Origin of the sequence: Ornithinimicrobium cavernae (assembly GCF_003121625.1) — a bacterium.
In the GTDB taxonomy this organism is placed as follows: Bacteria; Actinomycetota; Actinomycetes; order Actinomycetales; family Dermatophilaceae; genus Ornithinicoccus; species Ornithinicoccus cavernae.
This window is the reverse complement of the sequence record NZ_QDDJ01000001.1, coordinates 26474-47974: the sequence shown is the minus strand read 5'-3', so window position 1 is coordinate 47974 and position 21501 is coordinate 26474. Positions and strand designations below refer to the sequence as shown.

Annotated in this window: 22 protein-coding genes; 12 read left to right on the top strand and 10 right to left on the bottom strand. The window is 69.4% G+C overall.

What is annotated here, in order from left to right:
* Positions 1 to 376: 376 nt before the first annotated feature.
* Positions 377 to 823 (top strand): hypothetical protein, encoded by a 447-nt coding sequence (locus tag DA085_RS00220; protein ID WP_154402040.1) that lies wholly within the window; start codon positions 377 to 379, stop codon positions 821 to 823.
* 65 nt (positions 824 to 888) lie between these two features.
* Here DA085_RS00220 and DA085_RS00215 read toward each other — a convergent pair whose 3' ends face one another.
* On the bottom strand, positions 889 to 1917 hold the full coding sequence (locus DA085_RS00215) for a hypothetical protein (RefSeq protein ID WP_154402039.1): 1029 nt from the start codon (positions 1915 to 1917) through the stop codon (positions 889 to 891).
* An 81-nt stretch (positions 1918 to 1998) separates the two neighbouring features.
* Here DA085_RS00215 and DA085_RS00210 point away from each other — a divergent pair, with 81 nt between their 5' ends.
* A complete protein-coding gene (locus tag DA085_RS00210) occupies positions 1999 to 2583 on the top strand; it encodes a hypothetical protein (protein ID WP_109470927.1) in 585 nt (194 codons plus the stop codon).
* A 72-nt stretch (positions 2584 to 2655) separates the two neighbouring features.
* On the opposite strand, the gene DA085_RS21955 is transcribed toward DA085_RS00210, so the two are convergent.
* The gene (locus tag DA085_RS21955) at positions 2656 to 2904 is read right to left on the bottom strand and encodes a helix-turn-helix domain-containing protein (protein ID WP_109470926.1); all 249 of its coding nucleotides are present in this window, start codon (positions 2902 to 2904) and stop codon (positions 2656 to 2658) included.
* 13 nt (positions 2905 to 2917) lie between these two features.
* Positions 2918 to 3235 (bottom strand): hypothetical protein, encoded by a 318-nt coding sequence (locus tag DA085_RS20805; protein WP_154402038.1) that lies wholly within the window; start codon positions 3233 to 3235, stop codon positions 2918 to 2920.
* A gap of 115 nt (positions 3236 to 3350) precedes the next feature.
* Here DA085_RS20805 and DA085_RS00195 point away from each other — a divergent pair, with 115 nt between their 5' ends.
* Complete coding sequence (locus DA085_RS00195) at positions 3351 to 3980, top strand: hypothetical protein (protein WP_109470924.1); 630 nt, start codon at positions 3351 to 3353, stop codon at positions 3978 to 3980.
* Between the two features lie 367 nt (positions 3981 to 4347).
* Here DA085_RS00195 and DA085_RS20800 read toward each other — a convergent pair whose 3' ends face one another.
* Positions 4348 to 4644, bottom strand: coding sequence for a hypothetical protein (locus tag DA085_RS20800; protein ID WP_154402037.1), 297 nt, complete (start codon positions 4642 to 4644; stop codon positions 4348 to 4350).
* A 211-nt stretch (positions 4645 to 4855) separates the two neighbouring features.
* On the opposite strand from DA085_RS20800, the gene DA085_RS00190 reads away from it, so the two are divergent.
* On the top strand, positions 4856 to 5455 hold the full coding sequence (locus tag DA085_RS00190; RefSeq protein WP_337189753.1) for a cell wall-binding repeat-containing protein: 600 nt from the start codon (positions 4856 to 4858) through the stop codon (positions 5453 to 5455).
* Between the two features lie 163 nt (positions 5456 to 5618).
* On the opposite strand, the gene DA085_RS00185 is transcribed toward DA085_RS00190, so the two are convergent.
* Genes DA085_RS00185 through DA085_RS20795 form a run of 3 tightly spaced genes read right to left on the bottom strand, consistent with a single transcriptional unit; the run spans position 5619 to position 8198 of the window.
* A complete protein-coding gene (locus tag DA085_RS00185; protein WP_154402036.1) occupies positions 5619 to 6452 on the bottom strand; it encodes a hypothetical protein in 834 nt (277 codons plus the stop codon).
* A 52-nt stretch (positions 6453 to 6504) separates the two neighbouring features.
* Positions 6505 to 8064 carry a recombinase family protein gene (locus tag DA085_RS00180; RefSeq protein ID WP_109470921.1) on the bottom strand — a complete coding sequence of 520 codons (1560 nt, stop codon included), beginning with the start codon at positions 8062 to 8064 and terminating at the stop codon, positions 6505 to 6507.
* Complete coding sequence (locus tag DA085_RS20795) at positions 8061 to 8198, bottom strand: hypothetical protein (RefSeq protein WP_154402035.1); 138 nt, start codon at positions 8196 to 8198, stop codon at positions 8061 to 8063. Before DA085_RS20795 ends, DA085_RS00180 begins: the two co-directional genes overlap by 4 nt.
* 41 nt (positions 8199 to 8239) lie before the next feature.
* Here DA085_RS20795 and DA085_RS00175 point away from each other — a divergent pair, with 41 nt between their 5' ends.
* From DA085_RS00175 to DA085_RS00165, 3 genes are read left to right on the top strand one after another with little or no spacing between them, the layout of a single operon-like run.
* Positions 8240 to 8416: a DUF4244 domain-containing protein gene (locus DA085_RS00175; RefSeq protein ID WP_109470920.1), complete on the top strand. Its 177-nt coding sequence runs from the start codon at positions 8240 to 8242 to the stop codon at positions 8414 to 8416.
* A gap of 29 nt (positions 8417 to 8445) precedes the next feature.
* On the top strand, positions 8446 to 8784 hold the full coding sequence (locus DA085_RS00170; protein ID WP_109471199.1) for a TadE family type IV pilus minor pilin: 339 nt from the start codon (positions 8446 to 8448) through the stop codon (positions 8782 to 8784).
* Entirely contained in the window at positions 8781 to 9191 is a 411-nt protein-coding gene (locus tag DA085_RS00165) for an Rv3654c family TadE-like protein (RefSeq protein ID WP_109470919.1), read from the top strand. The genes DA085_RS00170 and DA085_RS00165 overlap by 4 nt, the downstream gene beginning before the upstream one ends.
* A 93-nt stretch (positions 9192 to 9284) precedes the next feature.
* On the opposite strand, the gene DA085_RS00160 is transcribed toward DA085_RS00165, so the two are convergent.
* Both DA085_RS00160 and DA085_RS00155 read right to left on the bottom strand, forming a co-directional pair.
* Positions 9285 to 9842: a hypothetical protein gene (locus DA085_RS00160; protein WP_109470918.1), complete on the bottom strand. Its 558-nt coding sequence runs from the start codon at positions 9840 to 9842 to the stop codon at positions 9285 to 9287.
* 86 nt (positions 9843 to 9928) lie between these two features.
* Positions 9929 to 12220 carry a DEAD/DEAH box helicase gene (locus DA085_RS00155; protein ID WP_109470917.1) on the bottom strand — a complete coding sequence of 764 codons (2292 nt, stop codon included), beginning with the start codon at positions 12218 to 12220 and terminating at the stop codon, positions 9929 to 9931.
* A 184-nt stretch (positions 12221 to 12404) separates the two neighbouring features.
* Here DA085_RS00155 and DA085_RS00150 point away from each other — a divergent pair, with 184 nt between their 5' ends.
* Both DA085_RS00150 and DA085_RS00145 read left to right on the top strand, forming a co-directional pair.
* The gene (locus DA085_RS00150; RefSeq protein WP_109470916.1) at positions 12405 to 14672 is read left to right on the top strand and encodes a sodium-translocating pyrophosphatase; all 2268 of its coding nucleotides are present in this window, start codon (positions 12405 to 12407) and stop codon (positions 14670 to 14672) included.
* A 24-nt stretch (positions 14673 to 14696) separates the two neighbouring features.
* Entirely contained in the window at positions 14697 to 16220 is a 1524-nt protein-coding gene (locus tag DA085_RS00145; RefSeq protein ID WP_237565227.1) for a DUF7059 domain-containing protein, read from the top strand.
* An 87-nt stretch (positions 16221 to 16307) separates the two neighbouring features.
* On the opposite strand, the gene DA085_RS00140 is transcribed toward DA085_RS00145, so the two are convergent.
* Complete coding sequence (locus DA085_RS00140) at positions 16308 to 16991, bottom strand: hypothetical protein (protein WP_109470915.1); 684 nt, start codon at positions 16989 to 16991, stop codon at positions 16308 to 16310.
* Between the two features lie 106 nt (positions 16992 to 17097).
* Between DA085_RS00140 and DA085_RS00135 the strand changes: the two genes are divergently transcribed.
* From DA085_RS00135 to DA085_RS00125, 3 genes are read left to right on the top strand one after another with little or no spacing between them, the layout of a single operon-like run.
* Positions 17098 to 17700, top strand: coding sequence for a TetR/AcrR family transcriptional regulator (locus tag DA085_RS00135; protein ID WP_109470914.1), 603 nt, complete (start codon positions 17098 to 17100; stop codon positions 17698 to 17700).
* Positions 17700 to 19430, top strand: a complete 1731-nt coding sequence (locus DA085_RS00130; RefSeq protein WP_109470913.1) for an ABC transporter ATP-binding protein — start codon at positions 17700 to 17702, stop codon at positions 19428 to 19430. The genes DA085_RS00135 and DA085_RS00130 overlap by 1 nt, the downstream gene beginning before the upstream one ends.
* A complete protein-coding gene (locus tag DA085_RS00125) occupies positions 19430 to 21436 on the top strand; it encodes an ABC transporter ATP-binding protein (protein ID WP_109470912.1) in 2007 nt (668 codons plus the stop codon). Before DA085_RS00130 ends, DA085_RS00125 begins: the two co-directional genes overlap by 1 nt.
* Positions 21437 to 21501: the final 65 nt, after the last annotated feature.

The window sequence follows — 21501 nt, the reverse complement described above, 5'->3', positions numbered from 1 at the left end:
CATCTCTTTGTTGCGGACGACGTCTGCGCCGCGCGGCCGGGAGGGTTGCTGCCAAGGACTCAGGCGTCTGACCAGCACTCCAGCACGCCTCGACCGCATTGTCCCCGCGACCGGTGATCCTGGAACATGAAGCGTGACCGTCCCCTCCAGGGGGCCGTGACGGCACGTTGCCGAGGAGGACCTGATGCACGACCATCCCCTGCACCGAGACATCGACATCCAATGTGAGTGCTGTCGGCTTGTCCAGCCCTTCCGCCTGAAGTCCCCGCACGACCAGTTGGTCTGCAAGTCCTGCGTCCGGCATGTGGGCAGCTCACTGCAGAAGAGCGAGCTCCGGTCTCTGGACCACCTCGGGCTCTGGGGCTCTGAGATCCAAATGCTCACCGATGAGCGGGATCAGCTCCGCAGCACCCTGGGGGAGGAGCGCGTTGCCGCGAAGCGGGAGCAGGCCCGGATGCAGGGCGAGATCGACCGGCTTACCGAGGCCATCGCCCAGGGGCTCACGGACGCCTCTCCGTCCGACGTTCAGAGGATCATGACTCAGAAGGCCGTCCAGGACGCTGAGGGGGCGAAAGACGCTGCATACCGCTCCCGTGACCGGGTGTACCAGGTCCTGTGGCGATTGGACGAGAAGCACCGTCCCGAGGATGGCGCTGAATCATGTGTCTGCGGCCAGCGCCGCTGTCCGGTGCTCGCCGTGGTCGACGCCGAGGACCGGGCAGACCTCTATGCCTGGGAGCGACGGAACATCGAGCGGTCCAAGAGCGGCCACGCGCACGGTCTGCCGCGGGACCACCCCGACTACCGGGACTGGCGGCGTTGAGACTGATCGCTCAGAGTGTGGAGTAGTCCGCGGTCGTACTGGGTGCCGAGGAAGAACTAGTTGTACTAGTCGGCCAGGAGATTTGCAAAACAGTCTGGGCACGTTGGGTGTTCATTCAGTCGACCACAGCGGTCGCATCGCATGAGGTCGTCAACTCGCGCGAGGTAGCCGCACGCAAAACAACCCCACCGGTAGTCACTCTCACCCTCGTGGGGGACCTCAGCTGCAACCTGCTGCCCTTCGGGTTGGATGCCTTCGACTAGCGTTTCCGCGCCGCAGTTCGGACAGTCGTGGAGGGGCCAGTCACCACCGTTCTTGATCACTTCGTAGGCGCTCAGCCCCAGAATCTCCTCGAGGTAGTTGCCCGCGATGTCCTCAGCATTTGCGCCAGGCGCGCGGCAGAACGGGCAACGGGCTTCAACCCCCTCGCCGATCATCAGGGTGAACTGCGTGCAGCGAGGGCACTCAAGGAGGATGTCTGCCTCGGCCAGTTCGTCGGCGAGGCTGGCGAGTCGTTCCCTCACCAGCTCTTCGATCCCTCCGAGCTCTCTTGCCGCGTCCTCGATCAGCTCCTCGACCATCTGACGAACGCCACTGAATTCAGCTTGCCCCTGACTTCTGAACTCCTGGTCAAGAAACCACAGCACGAAGTTCAGTCCGACCGCTAGCGTGCCCCGAATGCTGACGGGGTCAGCGCCCTCGAAGTTGAAGTGCGCAGCCCGGTTTCGGAGCCGAACCAATTCATCAACTTGGCCTGCATGACTCTTGTTGGTGCGGCTGTCAGTCTCCTTCAGTGGCAGCTGTGAAATACGCACTAGGCGCTCGACGGCGTCACTGGGCGTGACGGTCAGGGACTCACCGTTCATAAGCGCCCTAGCGTCGGCCTTGTTCACGTCCTTGAGGATGAGCGTCCAGTGCTCCCGAGAGAGCCGAGCTTTGAGCAGTACCTCGACGGACACAGCAAGATCCACTACCGCGAATGCGAGTTCCTGACGATCGACCCGAGCCTTCTTGATCTGGCTGATTGCACGACGGAGGAACCCGAGCGCGTTGCGGGTGAGGTCTTCTTCGAGTCGAGTGATGTCGCTTGCCACGCGCGAAGACTAGCGGGCCCCGCGTATGGCTGTCGCTGATGCCTGAGAATCGGTTCAGTGCCTGATCGCTACCCTCGGAGTGTGGCGGACACCAAGCAGACGAAGACCATCGGTGAGCACCACGTCGCAGCCGAGTTGGCCCGGCGTGGCTGGGCGCCGGCCCTCACGCGCGATGGGCTGGAGCGCACCGACATCCTGGCGGTCCAGGCCGAGGGGGAGGGGCGTCGCATGGTGGAGGTCCAGGTGAAGACCGCCCGTGCGGGGGCGTGGGACGCGATCCGTTGGGTCCTCGGCGAAAGATCGCAGCAACCAAGCGAGCATGAGCGTGAGTACTTCGTGCTCGTGGCTGTTCTGCATGACCTGGCGCAGCACCCGCGCAGTTTCGTCGTGCCAAGGTCGCACGCCGCTGCCGCAGCCTGGATTCAGCACATGGACTGGCTGAAGACCCCTGGCATAGAGGCTGGCAAGCGGAATGCCCCGGTGAGTCAGTCTCGCGTCTCCCGCGCGATTTTCGACGGCTATGAGGACCGATGGGACCTGCTGATGGTCGACGAGCAGGAAGCACCGGTGCTGCTGCCCGCTGGATACCGGGACCTCGCTCTGGAGGATCGGGTCGGGCTACCGCCCGGCCACGGATGGCGTGACTCGCTGCCAGACCCGTGGTGAGCGCCACTGCGAGGTGAGTGGCGCCTAGACCCCTGGCCAGCCTGAAATCCATCAGAACGCCGCCCAGGCCTCTCAGTGACGGTCGACTTTTGGTGCGCCCCGGCCCCGAGTCTGAACACCGGCTTCAGCCAACCCCCGGCGCACCGCCGTCTGCGTCCGGTCCGTGAGCCCGGCAAGTTCGCGCAGTGACCGTCCGGCCTGGTACTCGGACGCGACGAACTGGATGAAGTCCGCCCGTTGCTCGGCGGTCTGCCTCGGCGTGGCCGTCCCCCTGAAGCGCTCGAGGGGCTCCGGGTAGCTGGCGCGGCCGGGGTAGACCATGGCTGGGGGCTGCTTAACGCTGCTTGCCGAGGCCAGGCAGCCCGCCGGAGACGACCGAGCGGACTGGAGTGACGTTTGCCGGCTCCCGCTTCACCCGGCCACGTTTCCTCAGCTTCCTGCGGACCGGCACTTCGGTCAGCCCCAACTCTTCGAGGATGGAAGGATCTCGAACGGGCGGCAGGTTGCGACGCAGGTTGACGGAGCGGTACAGCGCCCGGAGCTCCTTGACGTCGGCCTTCTGTTCGGGCAGTAAAACCTCGCCGCGTGCCCCATCGTAGATCCGCTGGATCTGTGCGTTGATCGCAGTGAGGTGGCTCTGCCGATTGCCCATGTGCCATCTTGGCTTGGACGTACGGTCAGCGCCAATTGGCCGGTCCTTGCGCTAGACCTGGGCACCCCTGGACTGTCGCATGCGTGCGGGTGAGGAAAGTGGTTACTGTCACGGGGTGAACCTCACGCCGCAAGAGTTCTTTGGCTTGGCCGCTTCGAGTGGCGCTGCCGCCGGGTTGGCAAACCAACTGTTCAAGTTTCTGCATGACTTGCTCGCTGAAAGGCGTCGAGGTAGGGCGCAGGATCGGGAGCTGGAGCACCAGAAGTTGATCCAGGATCGGGAGCTGGAGCAGCAGACGACGTCCCAAAAGCGCGGCCTCGACCATCAGCGCGAACTGCAGCGCGAGGAACGAGAGCACCAGGCTGAGCTTCGCCGCGAGGCCGACTTCTACGATGCTCGTCGGGCGCACGTCCCAGGCGTGAGTGCGGTGTACGGGTATATCCAGTGGTGGTGGGGTGAGCTCTATGGGGACGATGTGGACTACCACCCCAGGACTCAGAACAGACCCGAGTTGGTGCAGTCGACTAGCGATGCCCTAGCTGCATTGGCCGAACTTGCAGGCAGCCACCCCTTGAAGCCCGTCAGGATTTTCGCCTGGAAGCTTCATGGCAACATCGACTCCACCGTGAATAGCACAACTCCGGGCGGTTACTCAGACCCGACGATGAATCAGTTGAGCGATTGGTCTAAGCGGACTCTTGAGTTGGTGGACGCGCTCCATGACCCCCAACACAGACTTGAGTAGGGCTCCAGTGGTGCGCGGCTCGTTTGGTCAAGTCCAAGGGTTGGCGGCCAAGTCGGCGCCGAGCCTCGCCCTTCCTGGCTGCACGTGACACCTGAGTCGCTCTACGGCTCACAACCGCCTGAGTGCCCCTGAGGGCCGCGCGGGTAAGAGAGGCACGGGTGATCGGCCTGCGAGCCCGCCAGATCGCCGCACAGGCCACAAAGAGACACGTGTCGAAGTGCCCATCAGCACAGATGCCAAGATGCGTGACGATCCATGCCCGTCCCCCCTCTAGAGTGCTCCCCGTGCATATCCCAAAATCCCTGGCCGCGGCCCTTCTCACAGTCGCTGTTTTCGCCCTCTCGGCCTGCGGGGCAGACGAGCCTGATCATCGAGCGAACCGCAGGTAGCCTCCACGGACGATGCTCCAGCCGCTCCAGCCGAGTGGACGCCGGGCGACGAGCCCGCCCCGCCCTTCGCCGAGGGCGCGGTCGGCTACGAGCTGCCGAACGGTCGCACTCTCTGGGTTGAGGAGGACAGTGGCATCGGCAGGATTTTCGCGGACGCCGACGAGACCAATGCCGACGACTGGGCCTGCGACGCCCTCATCGCAGACCTGGGTGGCAATGAGGGCTTCTATGAGCTCGCTGAGGGCATCCCGAACTTCGAGGGTGTTGTCTGTCATCCGGCCTCTGTGAACGAGGCCTGACCCGCCTGCGACCGTCCCCCGCGCTGCGGGTGCCTACTCTGGCGGCTGGGACCGGACCCTGCTGACCCGCCCGGGCAGCCTGCCCCGCGAGACCCGCGAGGCGATGCCCGAGCTGGGGACCGGCCTCGATACCCAGTACGTCATCGTCGGCGGTAAGGAGGCAGTTTCGGCCTAGGTCGAGTACGACCTGCGGGACCGCGCCGACAAGGTCACCCGAATCGCCGGTGGCAACCGTTACGAGACTGCCGCCCAGATGGCCCTGCCGCAGTACGAAGCTGACCGGGTCTACCTAACCAGCGGCACCGGCTGGGCTGATGCTGTCTCGGTCGGTGCTGTGGCCGGGGACAATGACGCTCTGTTGCTGACCAAGTCCGACCAGCTGCCCCAGGCGACCAGTGCCGCCCTGTCTGCTCTGGACCCGTCCGAGGTCATCATCGTCGGCGGTAGGAACGCGGTGGCCGGCGGAATCACTGCGGAGGTCCGTGCGGCTGCTCCCGGGGCGGCCGTGACCCGCGTGGCAGGTGCTGACCGCTATGAGACGGCGGCCGAGCTGGCTGCCGAGTATGGCGACCTGACCGGCAACGTTGTGGTCGCGACCGGAGCCGATTTTGCTGATGCTCTCTCCGCCGGGCAGCTGGGCGACCCTTTGCTGCTGACCCACCCCGGACACCTCACTCAGGCAACGGCAACGGCCCTGAGCGATGCCAGTTCGGTGACCATCATCGGCGGCCACCTGGCCGTGTCCAGCAAGACCGAGCACCAGCTCCTGGACGTGCTCGGGCGCTGACACAGAACTGGTGGCCATCCGGTCACCGCCACCGGCGAGGGGGACACCACTCTCCCGCGACAGCCCCTCGCCGGAATCCCGACTAGACCCCCACGGTTCACTCTCTCCGTGGGGGTCTAGTGCACCTCGCACGGGGTTTGTTGCAGCCATCGTTGTGCGCGGCTCAGTTTGAATCTTTGGGCTTGAAGGCGAATGGTTTGGCCCCACGCTTGACAGGGCCGCGTTGGCCCATCTCGAAACCCATCTCGGCGAAGGCTGCGTTGCGCCCCTCTGCCTGCGCCGCGAGCAGGTACCAGGCGTCCCCGAGCGCCTCGGTGGATGGTGGGGGAGTAGTGGGCACCTCGAACAGGTCTGTGTCGTCGGCCAGGCGGTGAGCCGCGCCCTTGGCTCGACCGACATGCATCAGAAGGTCTCCGAGGTCGTGGTCGAGCTGCACTATTCGGTCATCCGAGCCCCAAGCTTTCCCATGGCCCCGGGGAGTGGGGTGCAGTCCTGACGAGTGGGCGGCGTACTCCCACGTATCAGGCAAGACCGTGTCGTGTGGCAGTCCCTCGGCTTGCCTGAGCCGCTCCATGATTTTCCCGAACCCGAACTCGACGCCCTTCTTCCGGTCGTCTGCACTTGCCACCCACTTGTCGAGCTGGGCGGGGTCACGGCGGAATTCACGAAAGAGGGCTTCCACCTCCATTAGATCGCGACCGAGGTCGTTCGCCCCCGGATAGTCGCCCGCCGAGGCTGCCGCGATTCCGCGATGAATATCGCTAGGGACTCGCGCAACGAGCGTGCCGAGGGCCGGGTCCTTGCTCAACCCGGAGAGCCACTCGAACCAGGTGATAGCTTCGTTGAAGGCAGCGATGTGCGGTTGGTAGCTCCTGCGTAGGTCACGCAGGTTCTTCTCACGCGTCGTCTGGGTGGTGCGCAATCGACTGCCGATGGGACCGGCGATCCGTGGTGTCGACCCAGCAGAACTCTTGCGGGCACTCGACTTCCTACTCATTGATCCATCTTGCCCGAGCCCTACGACAGACTCGATGCCCAGCTCGTCAGCTTTATCCGCTGGCTTCCAGCCCGTCGGCCACCGCCAGTGCGGCGACGTCATCCATCTCGATTTCGACGACCGGCTGTGTGCCTGCCAGGCAGGCCGTGCAGCGAAGCGGATGTTGCGTCGTGGCATGACGCCCGTGATAGCCCGACCCGCCGCAGGTCTCGCAGGGTAGGTGGTCCTCGATGCGCACCACCACGTGCAGGGCTTCCAGCGCCTGCCGCCAGGTTTCAGGGTCGTCGATACCCAGCCCACCACTCAGCCTGGCCACGGCCTGCTGCACCTGACGGCTGTCTGCCCCTGCCGCCTCCTCAGCAACTTTCCGACGCAAACCCCGGGCACGAGCGGTTAGCGTGTCCTGCTCGGCCTTCAGCGGCCGTAGCGATGCCTCGAGCGCGTCACGACGGATGCCGACCTCACGGAGCAGTGCCACCTCCGACGCGATGCGGACGTCCAGCTCTGCCAGCCCAGCCTGAACCTGGCTGAGCTCAGCGGCGGGAGAGAGGGCCGGGCCACGCCCGCTTATTGCGGCCCGGAGAATGGCCGGTTGGAGCAGGACGTCCCGGACGTGTTGGATGACGGTGGTGTCGAGGCATGCGACCTCGACGTTGTGGCAGTCGTCGTGACCACCGACTCCTGCGGTCAGGCGGTCCCTGCACGAGTAGGTCGGTCGCTCTTTGCTCGCGGTCCTGCCCATGGCACGACGGCCGCACGGCATCACAACCAGCCCGGTCAATAGGTAACTCACGGAGCGCTGCGGATAGATGGTCCGTGCCTCCCGTGCCCAGGTGCGCCAAAGTGCGGCCTCAGCCGGGGTGATGATTGGCGGGATGGGCACCTCCACGCCGTCGAAAAGCCAGGTCCCGGACGCGGCACAAATGTGTGCGATGACTTTAGCCCACCGCCGCAGGGTCGGCGCGTCCCAGACACCCTTCTTGGCTGGGGTGAGCCCGCGACGGTTCAGTTCGGCCGCGACATGCTTGGCCTGTGTCCGTCCGAGAACCAGCAGCTCGTAGATGGTCCGAACCGTCGCCGCCTGCCCTTCGTCAATAACCAGGCGTCGGGCCCTCGGCTCGCCGGCCACCCGGTAGCCGAACGGGGGAGTGGACCCCACAAACCGCCCTTGTTTTGCTGCTGCACGACGACCAGCCCTGGTACGTGCGGCGATGCGCTGACGCTCGAACTGGGCGACCGCACCAAGGATGCCGCCATGCAGCTGACCTTCGGCTGTGGCGGTGGTGAGCCCTTCGTCGATTGCCGTGACCGCGGTTCCGTGGCGACTGAACTCGTCGGCCAGGGTGAGCTGCACGAGCTGGTCACGGGCGAGACGGTCGCTCTTGGTCACCGCCACCACGTCGACACCACCGCTGGCGACCAGCTCACGGAGCGCGGTCAGACCCGGTCGGTCGAGCGCTCCGCCGGTTCGTCCCGGGTCCTCGAAGTGCCGGACGTGCTTGCGCCCGTCCTTGGTGGCCCACTCAGACAGTCGAGCCTTCTGGTCGGGCAGCGACGTCCCGGACTCAGCCTGTTCTCGACCGGAGACACGTCCGTAGGTAACGACCTTCATGACGCCCTCTTGACTGACACGGCAGTCTGGTCGGCGACCAGGTCAGCGACCTTCTGCAGCTGGCCGTGGTCGGTGGCAGCTCGGAAGGTCACGCGGACGTTGGGGTAGGTCTGCGTCTGGCTCTTCGTAGTCATGAGAGCGTGGAGTGGCGGGCCGTCGCTGCTGCCAGCCTCCTGTGCATCAGGTCGACGTTTACGCAGGTCAACGACGTCTCGTAGGCGGCGAATGCTGTTGGTGCTCGACCATCGCGGCCTGTGCCTTCGCCGCGCTGCTCCTGGCGATCGTCCAGTCCGGCGGGATCGAGTCCCTGGTGACCAAGGTCATCAAGGTGGCTCTCTCGGTCTCGCTGTGAACCGGCGCGGGCACCGTCACGAGGACGGTATGGCGACCGCCGAGCTGGCCATCGTCATCCCCGCCCTCGTGGCGGTGCTCGCTCTGTGCCTCAGCGGCCTCGGACTAGCCATCGACCAGATCCAGACCGTCGACGCAGCCCGCATCGCGGCCAGGGCGGCAGCACGGGGCGAGCCCGTCGACGCGGTGCGCGGTCTGGCAGAGCAGGCGGCGCCCGACGGCTCCGAGGTGACGATCAGCCGCTCGGACGACCGGGTCCGGGTGACCGTGACGGCTCCTCCACGCACCAGGTACCTCCCTGCACTGCCGAGGGCCTCAGCGAGCGTGGAGGTGCTTCTCGAGCCCGCCGCGCGGATGGGGTCGCCGTGAGGGCGCAGGAGACAGGACGCGGTTGCCCTCAAGGTCGCGATCGTGGGTCGGCCACGGTCCTCGGTCTCGGCGTGATCCTCCTGCTCGTCTCGGTCCTGACGGGTTTCCTGCTGGTGGGAGCCGTTGTCCACGGCAGCCTCCGCGCGCGGGCTGCTGCGGACACGGCTGCCCTCGCCGGTGCGGGCGCACTGCTCGACGGCCGTGCTCAGGGCGAGGCGTGTGCCGTGGCAGCGGAGCTGGCCGACGCGAACGGCGCACACCTGGACCGCTGCGAGCTGTTGCCGGGGACCGCCGAGCAGGTCACGGCCCACCTGCGCGTCGAGGTCGTGCTCCGTGTTGACGTCCTGGGGGGACTCGATGCGCGGGCCGTCGCGCACGCCGGTGCCGTCCCGGCCAGGGGACCGTGACCCCCAGAGGGGGACGTGCTCGCTGTTCGGGCCGTCGGGCGACACCTCAGCGGCGGGACGGTGGGGTCGCCAGTCAGTGCCGAGGGCTGCCAGTCAGCGCCGAGGACCGTCCTGGTCTGCGTCAGGGGTGTAGTCGCCGGGCAACGCGACGTCGCGCTGTCCCTGGTGCGGGGAGGGCTCCCCGGTCGCGTCGCCTGGAGAGCTGCCGGGCACCTCCCGCTCGTAGGAGGCGGTGCCACCGTACTCGCCGGTGTCGTCATATGCGCCGGTGTCGCGCGACCTGACGTCGCCGTGCCGGCCGCCGTACGAGGAGTCCTCGGCCGCGGGCGGAGCGGGCTCCGGGTAGCGGTCGGCGGTGCCCCTGTCCCGGCCCCGGTCCTGGTCCAGGCCGCCCTCACGCACGGCCCTGCGGAGGTCCTTCACCTCGCGACGCCTGCGGCGAGAGGCGCGCAGACCGGCAGCCAGGGCGAGCAGCCCGAGCACCAGCACGACGAGAGTCGCGGCGCCGAGCAGGTAGAGGTGCAGCGGGGTCAGCTCGACCGTGAAGATGCCGAGGTCGACGCGCAACGGCTCCAGGTCCCTGGTGCCGAAGAACATGTAACCGAAGACCACCAGGGCCGCGGCGATCAGCAGTAGTCCGAGGATGAGCATGGATCCGCCTCCTGTGAGCAGCGTTGCGACCGAACTGTTTTCGACAGTAGCCGGTGTGACCACCGGTCGCCTGGTCACAGCCGGGCTCAGCGGCCGGACAGCAGGTGGTCCAGCGTCTGCGCCGCGCCGGCCTTGCTCAGGGGGTTGTTGCCGTTGCCGCACTTGGGGGACTGCACGCACGAGGGACAGCCTGAGGTGCACTCGCACGACCGCACCGTCTCCAGGGTGGCGGCGAGCCACTGCCCGGCCCGGCGGAAGCCCTGCTCGGCGAAGCCGGCCCCACCAGGGTGACCGTCGTAGACGAGCACGGTCGGCAGTCCGGTGTCCGGGTGCAGGGCTGTCGAGACCCCGCCGATGTCCCACCGGTCGCAGGTGGCGATCAACGGCAGCAGGCCGATCGAGGCGTGCTCGGCGGCGTGCAGGGCACCCGGGATGTCGGCCTCGCCGACGCCGGCCAGCGCCAGCTCCTCCTCCGGCAGGGTCCACCAGACCGCCATCGTGCTCAGGGTGCGCTGCGGCAGGTCCAGGGGGTGCTCGCCGATGACCTCCCCGGTCGGCAGCCGTCGCAGGAAGGAGGTGACCTGGCTGGTGATCTCCACCGCGCCGTAGCGGAGCAGCGCCGGCCCCCACCGCTGCTCCCGGGCGGTGTGCAGGATCCGGAACTCGCTCACCGAGCGGGCCTGCGTGCTCCAGCCCGGGTCCCCGGCGACCACGTGCGCTGCCGAGCCGGCGAGATCGAGCTCGGTGACGACATACTGCTGGCCCTGGTGCAGATAGACCGCGCCGGTGTGGACGGCCGAGTGGGCGCGGGCCTCGTCCACGGTCCCCAGCACCCGACCGGTCCGGCTCTCCACGATGCGCACCGTCTGCCCGATGCCGCGCAGCTCGACGTGGTCGCTGGGGCGGTCGGGGCGGGCCCAGTACCAGCCCGCTGGGCGGCGCCGCAGGACCCCGCCGGCGACCAGGGCCTCCGCCAGCGCCGGGACGGTCGGGCCGAACCACTCGGTGTCCGCCTCCGTCAGCGGCAGCTCGGCCGCGGCGGCCGCCAGGTGGGGCGTCAGCACATGCGGGTTCTGCGGGTCGAAGACGCTGGCCTCCACGGGTTCCTCGAAGATCGCCTCCGGATGGTGCACCAGGTAGGTGTCGAGCGGGTCGTCGGCCGCGACCAGGACGGCCAGCGACTCGGCACCCGTGCGTCCCGCGCGACCCGCCTGCTGCCACAGGGAGGCTCGGGTGCCCGGCCACCCCGCGATGAGCACCGCGTCCAGGCCGGCGATGTCGATCCCGAGCTCCAGCGCGTTGGTCGCGGCCAGCCCGAGCAGCTCCCGGCCACGCAGGGCGGCCTCCAGCTCGCGGCGCTCCTCCGGCAGGTAGCCGCCGCGGTACGCCGCGACCCGGGACACCAGCGCGGGGTCAACGCCGGCCAGGTCGCGCCGGGTCGCCGCGGCGACCGCCTCGACCCCGACCCGGGACCGGGCGAAGGCCACGGTCTGGACATCCTGCAGGAGCAGGTCGGCCAGCAGGGTGGCCGACTCGGACACGGCGCTGCGCCGGGTGTCCTCGCTGTCCAGGGGCGGCTCCCACAGGGCAAAGGTCGTCGCCTCCCGCGGCGAGCCGTCCCGGGTGACGGCAGTGACCGGCTGCCCGATCAGGGCACTGGCCAGCACCTCCGGGGAGGCCACCGTCGCGGAGGCGAGCAGGACCGTGGGCCGTGAGCCGTAGCGCGCCGCGACCCGCAGGAGCCGGCGCAGCACCGCCGAGACGTGCGCGCCGAAGACGCCGCGGTAGACGTGGCACTCGTCGACCACCACGTAGCGCAGCGCCCGCAGGAAGGGCGCCCACTGCTGGTGGCCGGGGAGCAGCGCGTGGTGCAACAGGTCGGGGTTGGACAGGACGTAGTGCGCGTGGTCGCGGATCCAGCGCCGCTCGTCGGTCGGGGTGTCCCCGTCATAGACCGCAGCCCGCACGCCCGGCACAGCCATCGCCTCCAGCCGCGCGAGCTGGTCGGCGGCCAGCGCCTTGGTGGGCGCCAGGTACAACGCGGTCGCCCCGCGACCCGTCGGCGCCAGGGTCCCCTCTGCCAGCGTCGTGAGCACGGGCAGCAGGAAACCCAGCGACTTGCCGGACGCGGTCCCCGTCGCGCAGACCGTGTGCCGTCCGGCGCGGGCCAGCTCCGCCATCTCGGCCTGGTGCGCCCACAGGTGGGTGACCCCCGCACCGGACCACGCGGCATACACGCCCGGGTCGACCCACTCCGGCCACGGCACCAGGTCGGCCTCCCGCCGCGGCAGGTGGCGCACGTGCACGAGCCGCTCGCGGCGCGCACCCCGGGCCAGGTGGTCCAGGGCGGCGCGGGGATCGAAGGACGAGGTGGGCATCGCGGTCACCGTAAGCCTGACCAGACAGTGGGGCGGTGTGTGGCATGTCACACGTGTCACCTAGTGTGGCCCCCGTTACAGTGGCGGCCACAAGCCGCAGTACTGATCTGTGCCGTTCCGGTCATCGCTGACCGGCGTCTCCAGGAGGACACATGCCAATTCCCTCGCGCTCGGAGCCGGTGTCATGAACACGGGCGACATCGACCTCGGAGGTGGTGAGATCTCGATCGTCATCGTCGTGGCGCTGATCGCGCTCGCCGCGCTGGCGATGGGATTCAAGTTCCGCCGGGAGGTGCTGGAGACACCGCCGGGCACCCCCAGCATGCAGGAGATCGGCAAGGCCGTGCAGGAGGGGGCGCAGGCCTATCTGCAGCGGCAGTTCAAGACGCTGGGCATCTTCGTGGTGATCGCGTTCGTGCTGCTCTTCGCGCTGCCCGCCGACGACACCTCGGTCCGCATCGGCCGCTCGGTGTTCTTCGTCCTCGGCGCCGCCTTCTCCGCGGGCATCGGCTATCTCGGCATGAACCTGGCCACCGCGGCCAACATGCGGGTCGCCGAGGCCGCGCGCAACCTGGACCGCGACAAGGGCATGCAGATCGCCTTCCGCACAGGTGGCACCGTCGGCATGGCGACCGTCGGCCTGGGCCTGCTCGGCGCAGCGCTAGTCGTCCTCTTCTACCAGGGCAACGCCCCGCAGGTGCTGGAGGGCTTCGGCTTCGGCGCCGCCCTGCTGGCGATGTTCATGCGGGTCGGCGGAGGCATCTTCACCAAGGCCGCCGACGTCGGCGCCGACCTGGTCGGCAAGGTCGAGGCCGGCATCCCGGAGGACGACCCGCGCAACGCGGCCACGATCGCCGACAACGTCGGGGACAACGTGGGTGACTGCGCGGGCATGGCGGCCGACCTGTTCGAGTCGTATGCCGTGACGCTCGTCGCGGCGCTCATCCTCGGCTCCGCGGCGCTGGGCACCGACGGGCTCACCTTCCCGCTGATCATCCCGGCGATCGGCGCGCTGACCGCGATCGCCGGTGTCTACCTCACCAAGGCGCGCAGCGGTGAGAGCGCCCTGGTGACGATCAACCGCGGGTTCTACATCTCGGCGCTGGTCGCTGCCGGCGTCTCGGCCGTCGCCGCCTTCATCTTCCTGCCGGGCGAGATGGCCGACCTGGACGTCGACCCGAGCGTGCGCGTGGCCGCCGCGGTGATCATCGGCATCATCCTGGCCGCGTTCATCCTCTGGTTGACCGGCTACTTCACCGGCACCGAGTCCAAGCCCACCAACAACGTGGCCAAGACCTCGTTGACGGGCCCGGCGACCGTGGTGCTCTCCGGCATCGGGGTCGGCTTCGAGTCGGCCGTCTACACCGCGGCCACCATTGCCGGTGCCGTCTACATCCTCTTCACCCTCGGTGGTGGCGGCCTGATCTTCTCGCTGTTCCTGGTGGCCATGGCGGGCTGCGGCCTGCTCACCACCGTCGGGATGATCGTGGCGATGGACACCTTCGGACCGGTCTCGGACAACGCCCAGGGCATCGCGGAGATGTCCGGCGACGTGGACGGTGAGGGCGCCCAGATCCTCACCGAGCTGGACGCGGTCGGCAACACGACCAAGGCCGTCACCAAGGGCATCGCGATCGCCACCGCCGTGCTCGCGGCGACGGCGCTGTTCGGCTCCTACTACGACGCCATCACGAACGCGATCAGCGACCTGACCGGCGGCACGGCGGCGGACGGTGCGGACATGGCCCAGTCGCTGCTGGTCTTCGACCCGCGTGCGCTGGTCGGCATCATCCTCGGCGGGTCCGTGGTCTTCATGTTCTCCGGCCTGGCGATCGATGCGGTGACGCGCGCGGCCGGCGCCATCGTCTTCGAGGTGCGCCGCCAGTTCCGCGACAAGCCCGGCATCATGAACTACACCGAGAAGCCCGACTACGCCCGCGTCGTCGACATCTGCACCAGGGACTCACTGCGCGAGCTGGCCACCCCGGGTCTGCTGGCGCTGCTGGCCCCGATCGCGGTCGGCTTCGGTCTCGGCGTCGGTGCGCTCGCGGGTTACCTCGCCGGGGCGATCGGCACGGGTGTGCTCATGGCGATCTTCCTGGCCAACTCCGGTGGCGCCTGGGACAACGCCAAGAAGATCGTCGAGGACGGCCACTACGGCGGCAAGGGCAGCGACGCCCACGCCGCAACCGTCATCGGCGACACCGTCGGAGACCCGTTCAAGGACACCGCCGGCCCGGCGATCAACCCGCTGATCAAGGTGATGAACCTGGTCGCCCTCCTCATCGCCCCGGCCATCGTCGGGATGACCTACGGCGACTCCTCCAACGATGTCCTGCGCTGGCTGATCGCCCTGGTGGCGGTCGCGATCATCGTGGGTGCCGTGGTGGTCAGCAAGCGTCGCAGCACGGCCATCGGCGATGACGTGCCGCAGCAGGCGCACCTGGGCTGAGCGACCTGACGTCGGGTGGGAGTGGTGACCGTGAGCAGCCGGTATGCCGTGCCCTCGGGCACCGCTGACCAGCTCGCCGACCTGCGGGCCGACCTGGGTGAGGTCGGCTACACCTCCGAGGGCCTGACCGAGCTGCTCGGGCCGCTCGCCTCGGCGGCCCTGCACCGCGACCAGCCCCTGCCGGCCCAGCGAGTGCTGGAGGCCAGCAGGGCGCCGGCCGCCCTGCTGGTCCGGCTCCTGGTCCTGGGCCTGCCGGTGCCGGCCGCCGAGCTGGTCGATGCCCTGCCCCGGACGGGTCTCGAGGGGCTGCTGGCCCTGGGGCTCGTCGTGCCCACCGGCGAAGGGGCCGCGGCGGAGGTGCGGGGCACCTGTGACCTGCGGCCCTACGGTGACGACCGGCACGACTGGTGGGTCGCCTCGGACCTCTCGGAGCTGGCCCTGGGAGGCGCCCTTCCGACCGACCACGTGCTGGGCATCGGTGGCGCCTCCACGACGCTCGCCTCCTGGACGCCCCGCCCGCAGGTCGCTCGTGCCCTCGACCTGGGCACCGGGTGCGGCGTGCAGGCGCTGCACCTGACGGGTCACTGCGACGAGGTCGTGGCCACCGACCTGTCCCACCGCGCGCTGGGCTACGCGCGGTTCACCGCGGCCCTCAACGACCTGGAGCTGGACCTGCGCGCCGGGTCCCTGCTGGAGCCGGTCGCCGGGGAGCGGTTCGACCTCGTGGTGTCCAACCCACCGTTCGTCATCACGCCGCGCCGCGAGGGGGTCCCGCTCTTCGAGTACCGCGACGGCGGGGCGGCCGGCGATGCGATCGTGGCCGACCTGGTGCGCGGCCTGCCCGGTGTCCTCGCCCCCGGTGGGATCGCCCAGCTGCCGGGCAACTGGGAGCTCCGCCGCGGTGAGGAGTGGACGGCGCGGGTCGGGGGCTGGCTGGCCGACACCGGCCTGGACGCCTGGGTGGTCCAGCGGGAGTCCCAGGACGTGGCCGAGTATGCCGAGACCTGGGTCCGCGACGGCGGTCACCGGCCGGGGACGGCGGAGTTCACCGACCTGTATGCCGCCTGGCTGGACGACTTCGCGGCGCGCGGCATCGAGCGGGTCGGGTTCGGCATCGTCACGCTGCAGCGACCCCTGACCGACCGGCCGCCCTTCCGGGACCTCGAGGAGGTCGTGGGGCCGGTGGCCCAGCCGGCCGGCCCGGCGGTGCTGGCTGGTCTGCGGGCCCGGACGTGGCTCGCCGAGCACACCGACGAGGAGCTGCTGGCGGTGGCGTGGTCGGTGGCCGACGACGTCACCGAGGAGCGGATCGGCCGTCCCGGCGAGCCGGACCCGATGGTGATCCGGCTCCGCCAGGGCGGTGGGCTGGGCCGCACCGTCCGTCTCGACACGGTCGGGGCCGGCCTGGTGGGCGCCTGCGACGGCGACCTCACGGCGGAGCAGATTCTCGGGGGCATCGCGGTGCTCACCGAGCAGCGCGTCGAGGACCTGCGACCCGGGGCCCTGGTGACGCTGCGCGCCCTGGTGGCCGACGGCATACTGCGCTGAGGGTCGAGTCCTGCGCCAGACCCGCGAGAGGGGAACGCCCGCTGGGAGTGACCCCGCGGCCACCGCCACGGGCAGGGGTGGCTCGGGTCAGTGGGTGGTGTAGGTCTCCCGCGCGAGCTGGAAGCCCCGCCCGGTCGTGAGGTCGGTGCAGTCCACGCCGAGCCGGTCACTGGTGCAGGAGACGTTCCCCAGCCGAAGTGTGCTGCCGTAGGGCAGCAGCGCGACCGTCCGACCGTCCAGGGTGTCCGTGGCACCGACCCCGGGTCCCGCCCACGCACCGCCGGCCGCGACGTCCGTGCCGGGCCGGATGTCGTAGGGCAGGCACGCCCAGGACGGGTCGGCACCGCCGCCCACGGACATGGCGTCGGCGCGTCGCGGGTCACAGCCCTGGAAGGCCTCCGGGTTGATGTCGGCCTGCCCGGCGGAGTACTGCTTGCCGTCGATCTGGCAGACCACGTGGTCGGGCTGGAGGACGCACGCCACGTTCCGGGAGGGCATGAGGAAGGACGCCTGGGAGCCCTTGACGAGGATCGTCCCGTCGGGCTGCACCCGCGAGGTGACCTCCCGGGGCCCGGTGGAGCGAGCCGCATCGTCCGGGGGGCCGGACGGGCCGGACGGGCTGGCGGAGCCCGGGCCGGCGGGGCTGGTGGCGCTCGGGCCGGTGTCGGCGAGGACCTGCGGTGCGGCGCTGTCCGGGGCGCCGGAGCAGGCGGCGAGCAGGCCGAGGGCCAGCAGCGGCAGGGCGGGGCGGAGCAGGGTGCGGAACGTCAAGGGCGGCCTCCTGGCGGGGACAGGGCAGCTCGTCAGAGTACGCACCGAGTCTGGGTCCACGGTGAACGCATGTGAGTGAGTGCTCACTCCTCCTAGGATGTGAACCATGTCACCCCGCGCGCCGGCGCTGCCGCCCGACCAGCGCCGCGCGGGCATCGTCCGTGCCGCCCTCGGTGTCCTGCGGGAGCGGGGCCAGGCCGCGACCACGCGTGAGCTCGCCGAGGCGGCCGGGGTGGCCGAGGGCACGCTGTTCCGGGTGTTCCGCTCGAAGGAGGACCTCGTGTCCGCCGCCCTGGAGCAGGCGTTCGACGTGGCGCCCCTGCTGGCCGGTCTCGGGGAGGTCGACCGGTCGCTCGGGTTGCGAGAGCGGCTCGTCGAGGCCACGACCATCCTCCAGGCCCGCTACACCGAGGTGTTCGGCCTGATGGAGGCCATGGGGATGGTGCACCCGCCCGAGCGGCCGAGCGGGACCGCGGACACCGCGACGTCCGTGAAGGACCACGACGCGTGGCACCGGCAGGTGGTCGACCAGCTCGCTGCGGTGGTCGGGGCCGACGCCGGTCAGCTGCGGGTCCCGGCCGAGGAGCTCGTCGAGCTGATCCGGCTGCTGACGTTCTCCGGGAGCCACCCCGTCCTGACCCAGGGACACATCCTGTCCCCGCAGACCATCGTCGAGGTGCTGCTGGACGGCACCAGGAGGGCCGACTGATGCTCATCCGCCTCGTGAGGGCGCACCTGCTGCCCTACCGCGGGCTCGTCGCGGTGCTGCTCGTGCTGCAGCTGGCCGGGACGATCGCCTCGCTGTACCTGCCCACCCTCAACGGGCGGATCATCGACGAGGGGGTCGCGCTGGGGCAGACCGGTCCGATCCTGCGCCTCGGTGCGATCATGCTCGCCGTCTCGTTACTGCAGGTCGCGGTCACGGTCGCCGCGACCTACCTCGCGTCGCGGACGTCGGCGTCGGTGGGCCGCGACGTCCGGGGCTCGGTCTTCGACCAGGTCGCGGTGTTCAGCGCCCAGGAGGTCGGGCGGTTCGGCGCGCCGACCCTGATCTCGCGCTCCACCAACGACGTCACCCAGGTGCAGAACGTCCTGTTCATGGGGCTCACGCTGATGGTCGGCGTCCCGATCATGATGGTCGGCGGCGTCGTCATGGCCCTGCGGGAGGACGTCGGCCTGTCCTGGCTGATGGCGGTCGCGGTGCCCCTGCTGGCCCTGGTGGTCGGCCTCATCATCCGCCGGATGGTCCCGCAGTTCTCGCTGATGCAGACGTCGATCGACTGGGTCAACCGGGTGCTGCGCGAGCAGATCACCGGCATCCGGGTGGTCCGCGCGTTCGTCCGCGAGGAGCACGAGCGCGCGCGCTTCGCCGAGGCCAACACGCAGTACACCGGCACAGCGGTCGCCGTCGGCAAGCTCATGGCGCTGGTCTTCCCGCTGGTGATGCTGATCTTCAACGCCTCGACGATCGCGGTGCTCTGGTTCGGCGCCTTCCGGGTCGACGCCGGTCAGATGGAGGTCGGTGCGCTGACCGCGTTCATGCAGTACCTCATCTTCGTGCTCATGTCGGTCATGATGGCGACCTTCATGTCGACGATGATCCCGCGCGCCGAGGTGTCGGCAGGCCGGATCGTGGAGGTCCTCGACACGGAGTCCACGGTGGTGGAGACGACCAGCCCGGTGCGCATCCCCGAGGGGCCGGTGAGCATCGAGTTCCGGGATGTCGACTTCTCCTACCCCGGTGCCGAGGTGCCGGTGCTGCAGGGCGTGAGCTTCACGGCCCACCCCGGCCAGACCACGGCGATCATCGGCTCCACCGGCTCCGGCAAGACCACCCTGGTCAACCTCGTCCCGCGGCTCTACGACGTGACCGGTGGGGCGGTCCTCATGGGCGGTGTGGACGTGCGGGACGCTGAGCTGGCCGAGGTATGGCGCCGGGTCGGCCTGGTCCCGCAGAAGCCCTACCTGTTCACCGGTTCGGTGGCCGACAACCTGCGCTACGGGGACCCCGACGCCACGCCGGAGCGGCTCTGGGAGGCGCTGCGGACCGCGCAGGGCAGCGAGTTCGTGCGCTCCATGCCCGAGGGGCTGGACTCCGCGATCGCCCAGGGCGGGAGCAACGTCTCCGGCGGCCAGCGGCAGCGCCTCGCGATCGCGCGGGCCCTGGTGCGCCGGCCCGACATCTACCTGTTCGACGACTCGTTCTCGGCCCTGGACCTGATGACGGACCGGAGGCTGCGGGCGGCGCTCGAGCCGGAGACCGGGGACGCGGCGGTGATCGTGGTGGCCCAGCGGGTCTCGACGATCATCGGGGCCGACCAGATCGTCGTGCTGGAGGACGGCCGGGTGGTCGGGGTCGGCACGCACGAGGAGCTGCTCGCCGGGTGCACGACCTACCAGGAGATCGTGGAGTCCCAGGCCGTGGCGGAGGTGGCCTGATGGCCGAGGGTGTGAGGTCCGAGGAGGAGAAGGCCGCCGCCGCCCGCCGCGGACCGCCCCGCACCGGTGGGGGCCCCGGACACGGTCTCGGGGTCCCGGTCGAGAAGCCGGCCAACTTCGCCCAGAGTGCGCGGCGGCTGCTGGGGCTACTCCGGCCGGACCGTGCGGCCGTCATCGCGGTGGTGGCGCTGACCGCGGTGGCCGTGGTCCTCAACGCGGTGGGCCCCTACATCCTGGCCCGTGCCACGGACATCATCTTCGCCGGGTTCTTCGGCCGGTCCATGCCGTCCGGGGTGACGCAGGACCAGGCCGTCGAGGGGCTGCGCGCCCGCGGCGAGGACACCCTGGCCGACATGATCGCCGCGATGGACTACCTCGTCCCCGGGCAGGGGGTCGACTTCGGTGCGCTCGCCGAGGTGCTGGTCCTGGTGATGGGGATCTACCTCGTCGCCTCGCTGTTCTCCTGGGTCCAGGCCCGCCTGCTGGTCATCGTGGTCAACCGGACGATCTTCGCCCTGCGCCGCGACGTCGAGGACAAGCTCAACCGGCTCCCGCTGCCCTACTTCGACCGGCAGCCGCGCGGCGAGGTACTGAGCCGCGTCACCAACGACATCGACAACGTCGCGCAGAGCCTGCAGCAGACGCTGAGCCAGCTGCTGAACTCGCTGCTCACGGTGGTGGCGATGGTCGTGATGATGTTCGTGCTCTCACCGACCCTCGCGCTGGTGGCCCTGGTGACCATCCCGGTGTCGGTGGTCATCACCGGCGTGATCGGGAGCCGGGCACAGAAGCAGTTCAAGCGGCAGTGGAAGCACACCGGTGAGGTCAACGCCATCGTCGAGGAGACCTTCACCGGCCACGAGCTGATCAAGGTCTTCGGCCGCCAGGAGCAGAGCCGCCGCACCTTCGACAGGGCCAACAACGACCTCTACCAGGCCGGCTTCGGCGCCCAGTTCGTCTCCGGCATCATCATGCCGACGATGATGTTCGTGGGGAACCTCAACTACGTCGTGATCGCGGTGCTGGGCGGGCTGCGGGTGGCCTCGGGCACGATGAGCCTGGGGGAGGTGCAGGCGTTCATCCAGTACTCCCGCCAGTTCACCCAGCCGCTGACCCAGGTCGCCTCGATGGCCAACCTGATGCAGTCCGGCGTCGCGTCCGCCGAGCGGGTCTTCGAGGTGCTCGACGCCCCGGAGCAGGAGGCCGAGTCCACCAGCCCGGTGACCCTGGACGATCCCCACGGCCGGGTGGCCTTCGAGAACGTGTCCTTCTCCTACGACCCCGACCGGCCGCTGATCCACGACCTGGACCTGAGCGTCGAGCCGGGTCAGACGGTGGCCATCGTCGGGCCGACCGGCGCGGGCAAGACCACGCTGGTCAACCTCCTCATGCGCTTCTACGAGCTGGACGGCGGCCGGATCACCCTGGACGGGCAGGACATCACCGACCTGACCCGCAACGGGTTGCGCTCCCGGATCGGCATGGTGCTGCAGGACACGTGGCTGTTCCAGGGCACGATCAGGGACAACATCGCCTACGGCCGTCCGGACGCGACCGAGGGCGAGATCGTGCAGGCGGCCGAGGCGACCTACGTCGACCGGTTCGTCCGCAGCCTGCCGGACGGCTACGACACGGTGCTCGACTCCGAGGGCGGCAACATCAGTGCCGGCGAGAAGCAGCTGATCACGATCGCCCGCGCGTTCCTGTCCGACCCGGCACTGCTGATCCTCGACGAGGCCACCTCCTCGGTGGACACCCGCACCGAGCTGCTGCTCCAGCAGGCGATGGCCGCGCTGCGCAGCGACCGGACCAGCTTCGTCATCGCTCACCGGCTGTCCACGATCCGGGACGCGGACCTGATCCTGGTGATGGAGAACGGCGCCCTCGTCGAGCAGGGCTCGCACGAGGCCCTCATGGAGCGCGGCGGTGCCTACGCGAGGCTCTACCGGAGCCAGTTCGCCGGCTCGGTCGTCGACGTGGACGACGAGTTCGCGAGCACCAGCTGACGGACCCACCCGCTGACGCGCACACCGTCCCGCGGACCCACCCGCTGATGCGCACACCGTCCCGC

Coding starts and splice junctions, on each gene's coding strand:
- DA085_RS20805 (WP_154402038.1), bottom strand. CDS start 3,235: ATGGGCAATCGGCAGAGCCACCTCACTGCGATCAACGCACAGATCCAG.
- DA085_RS00185 (WP_154402036.1), bottom strand. CDS start 6,452: ATGAGTAGGAAGTCGAGTGCCCGCAAGAGTTCTGCTGGGTCGACACCA.
- DA085_RS00180 (WP_109470921.1), bottom strand. CDS start 8,064: ATGAAGGTCGTTACCTACGGACGTGTCTCCGGTCGAGAACAGGCTGAG.
- DA085_RS00135 (WP_109470914.1), top strand. CDS start 17,098: ATGTCACCCCGCGCGCCGGCGCTGCCGCCCGACCAGCGCCGCGCGGGC.
- DA085_RS20795 (WP_154402035.1), bottom strand. CDS start 8,198: ATGACTACGAAGAGCCAGACGCAGACCTACCCCAACGTCCGCGTGACC.
- DA085_RS20800 (WP_154402037.1), bottom strand. CDS start 4,644: ATGACAGACAACACCCTCGAAGTTCGGGATGCCCTCAGCGAGCTCATA.
- DA085_RS00220 (WP_154402040.1), top strand. CDS start 377: ATGCTCACCGATGAGCGGGATCAGCTCCGCAGCACCCTGGGGGAGGAG.
- DA085_RS21955 (WP_109470926.1), bottom strand. CDS start 2,904: ATGGTCTACCCCGGCCGCGCCAGCTACCCGGAGCCCCTCGAGCGCTTC.
- DA085_RS00130 (WP_109470913.1), top strand. CDS start 17,700: ATGCTCATCCGCCTCGTGAGGGCGCACCTGCTGCCCTACCGCGGGCTC.
- DA085_RS00155 (WP_109470917.1), bottom strand. CDS start 12,220: ATGCCCACCTCGTCCTTCGATCCCCGCGCCGCCCTGGACCACCTGGCC.
- DA085_RS00150 (WP_109470916.1), top strand. CDS start 12,405: ATGAACACGGGCGACATCGACCTCGGAGGTGGTGAGATCTCGATCGTC.
- DA085_RS00125 (WP_109470912.1), top strand. CDS start 19,430: ATGGCCGAGGGTGTGAGGTCCGAGGAGGAGAAGGCCGCCGCCGCCCGC.
- DA085_RS00170 (WP_109471199.1), top strand. CDS start 8,446: ATGGCGACCGCCGAGCTGGCCATCGTCATCCCCGCCCTCGTGGCGGTG.
- DA085_RS00160 (WP_109470918.1), bottom strand. CDS start 9,842: ATGCTCATCCTCGGACTACTGCTGATCGCCGCGGCCCTGGTGGTCTTC.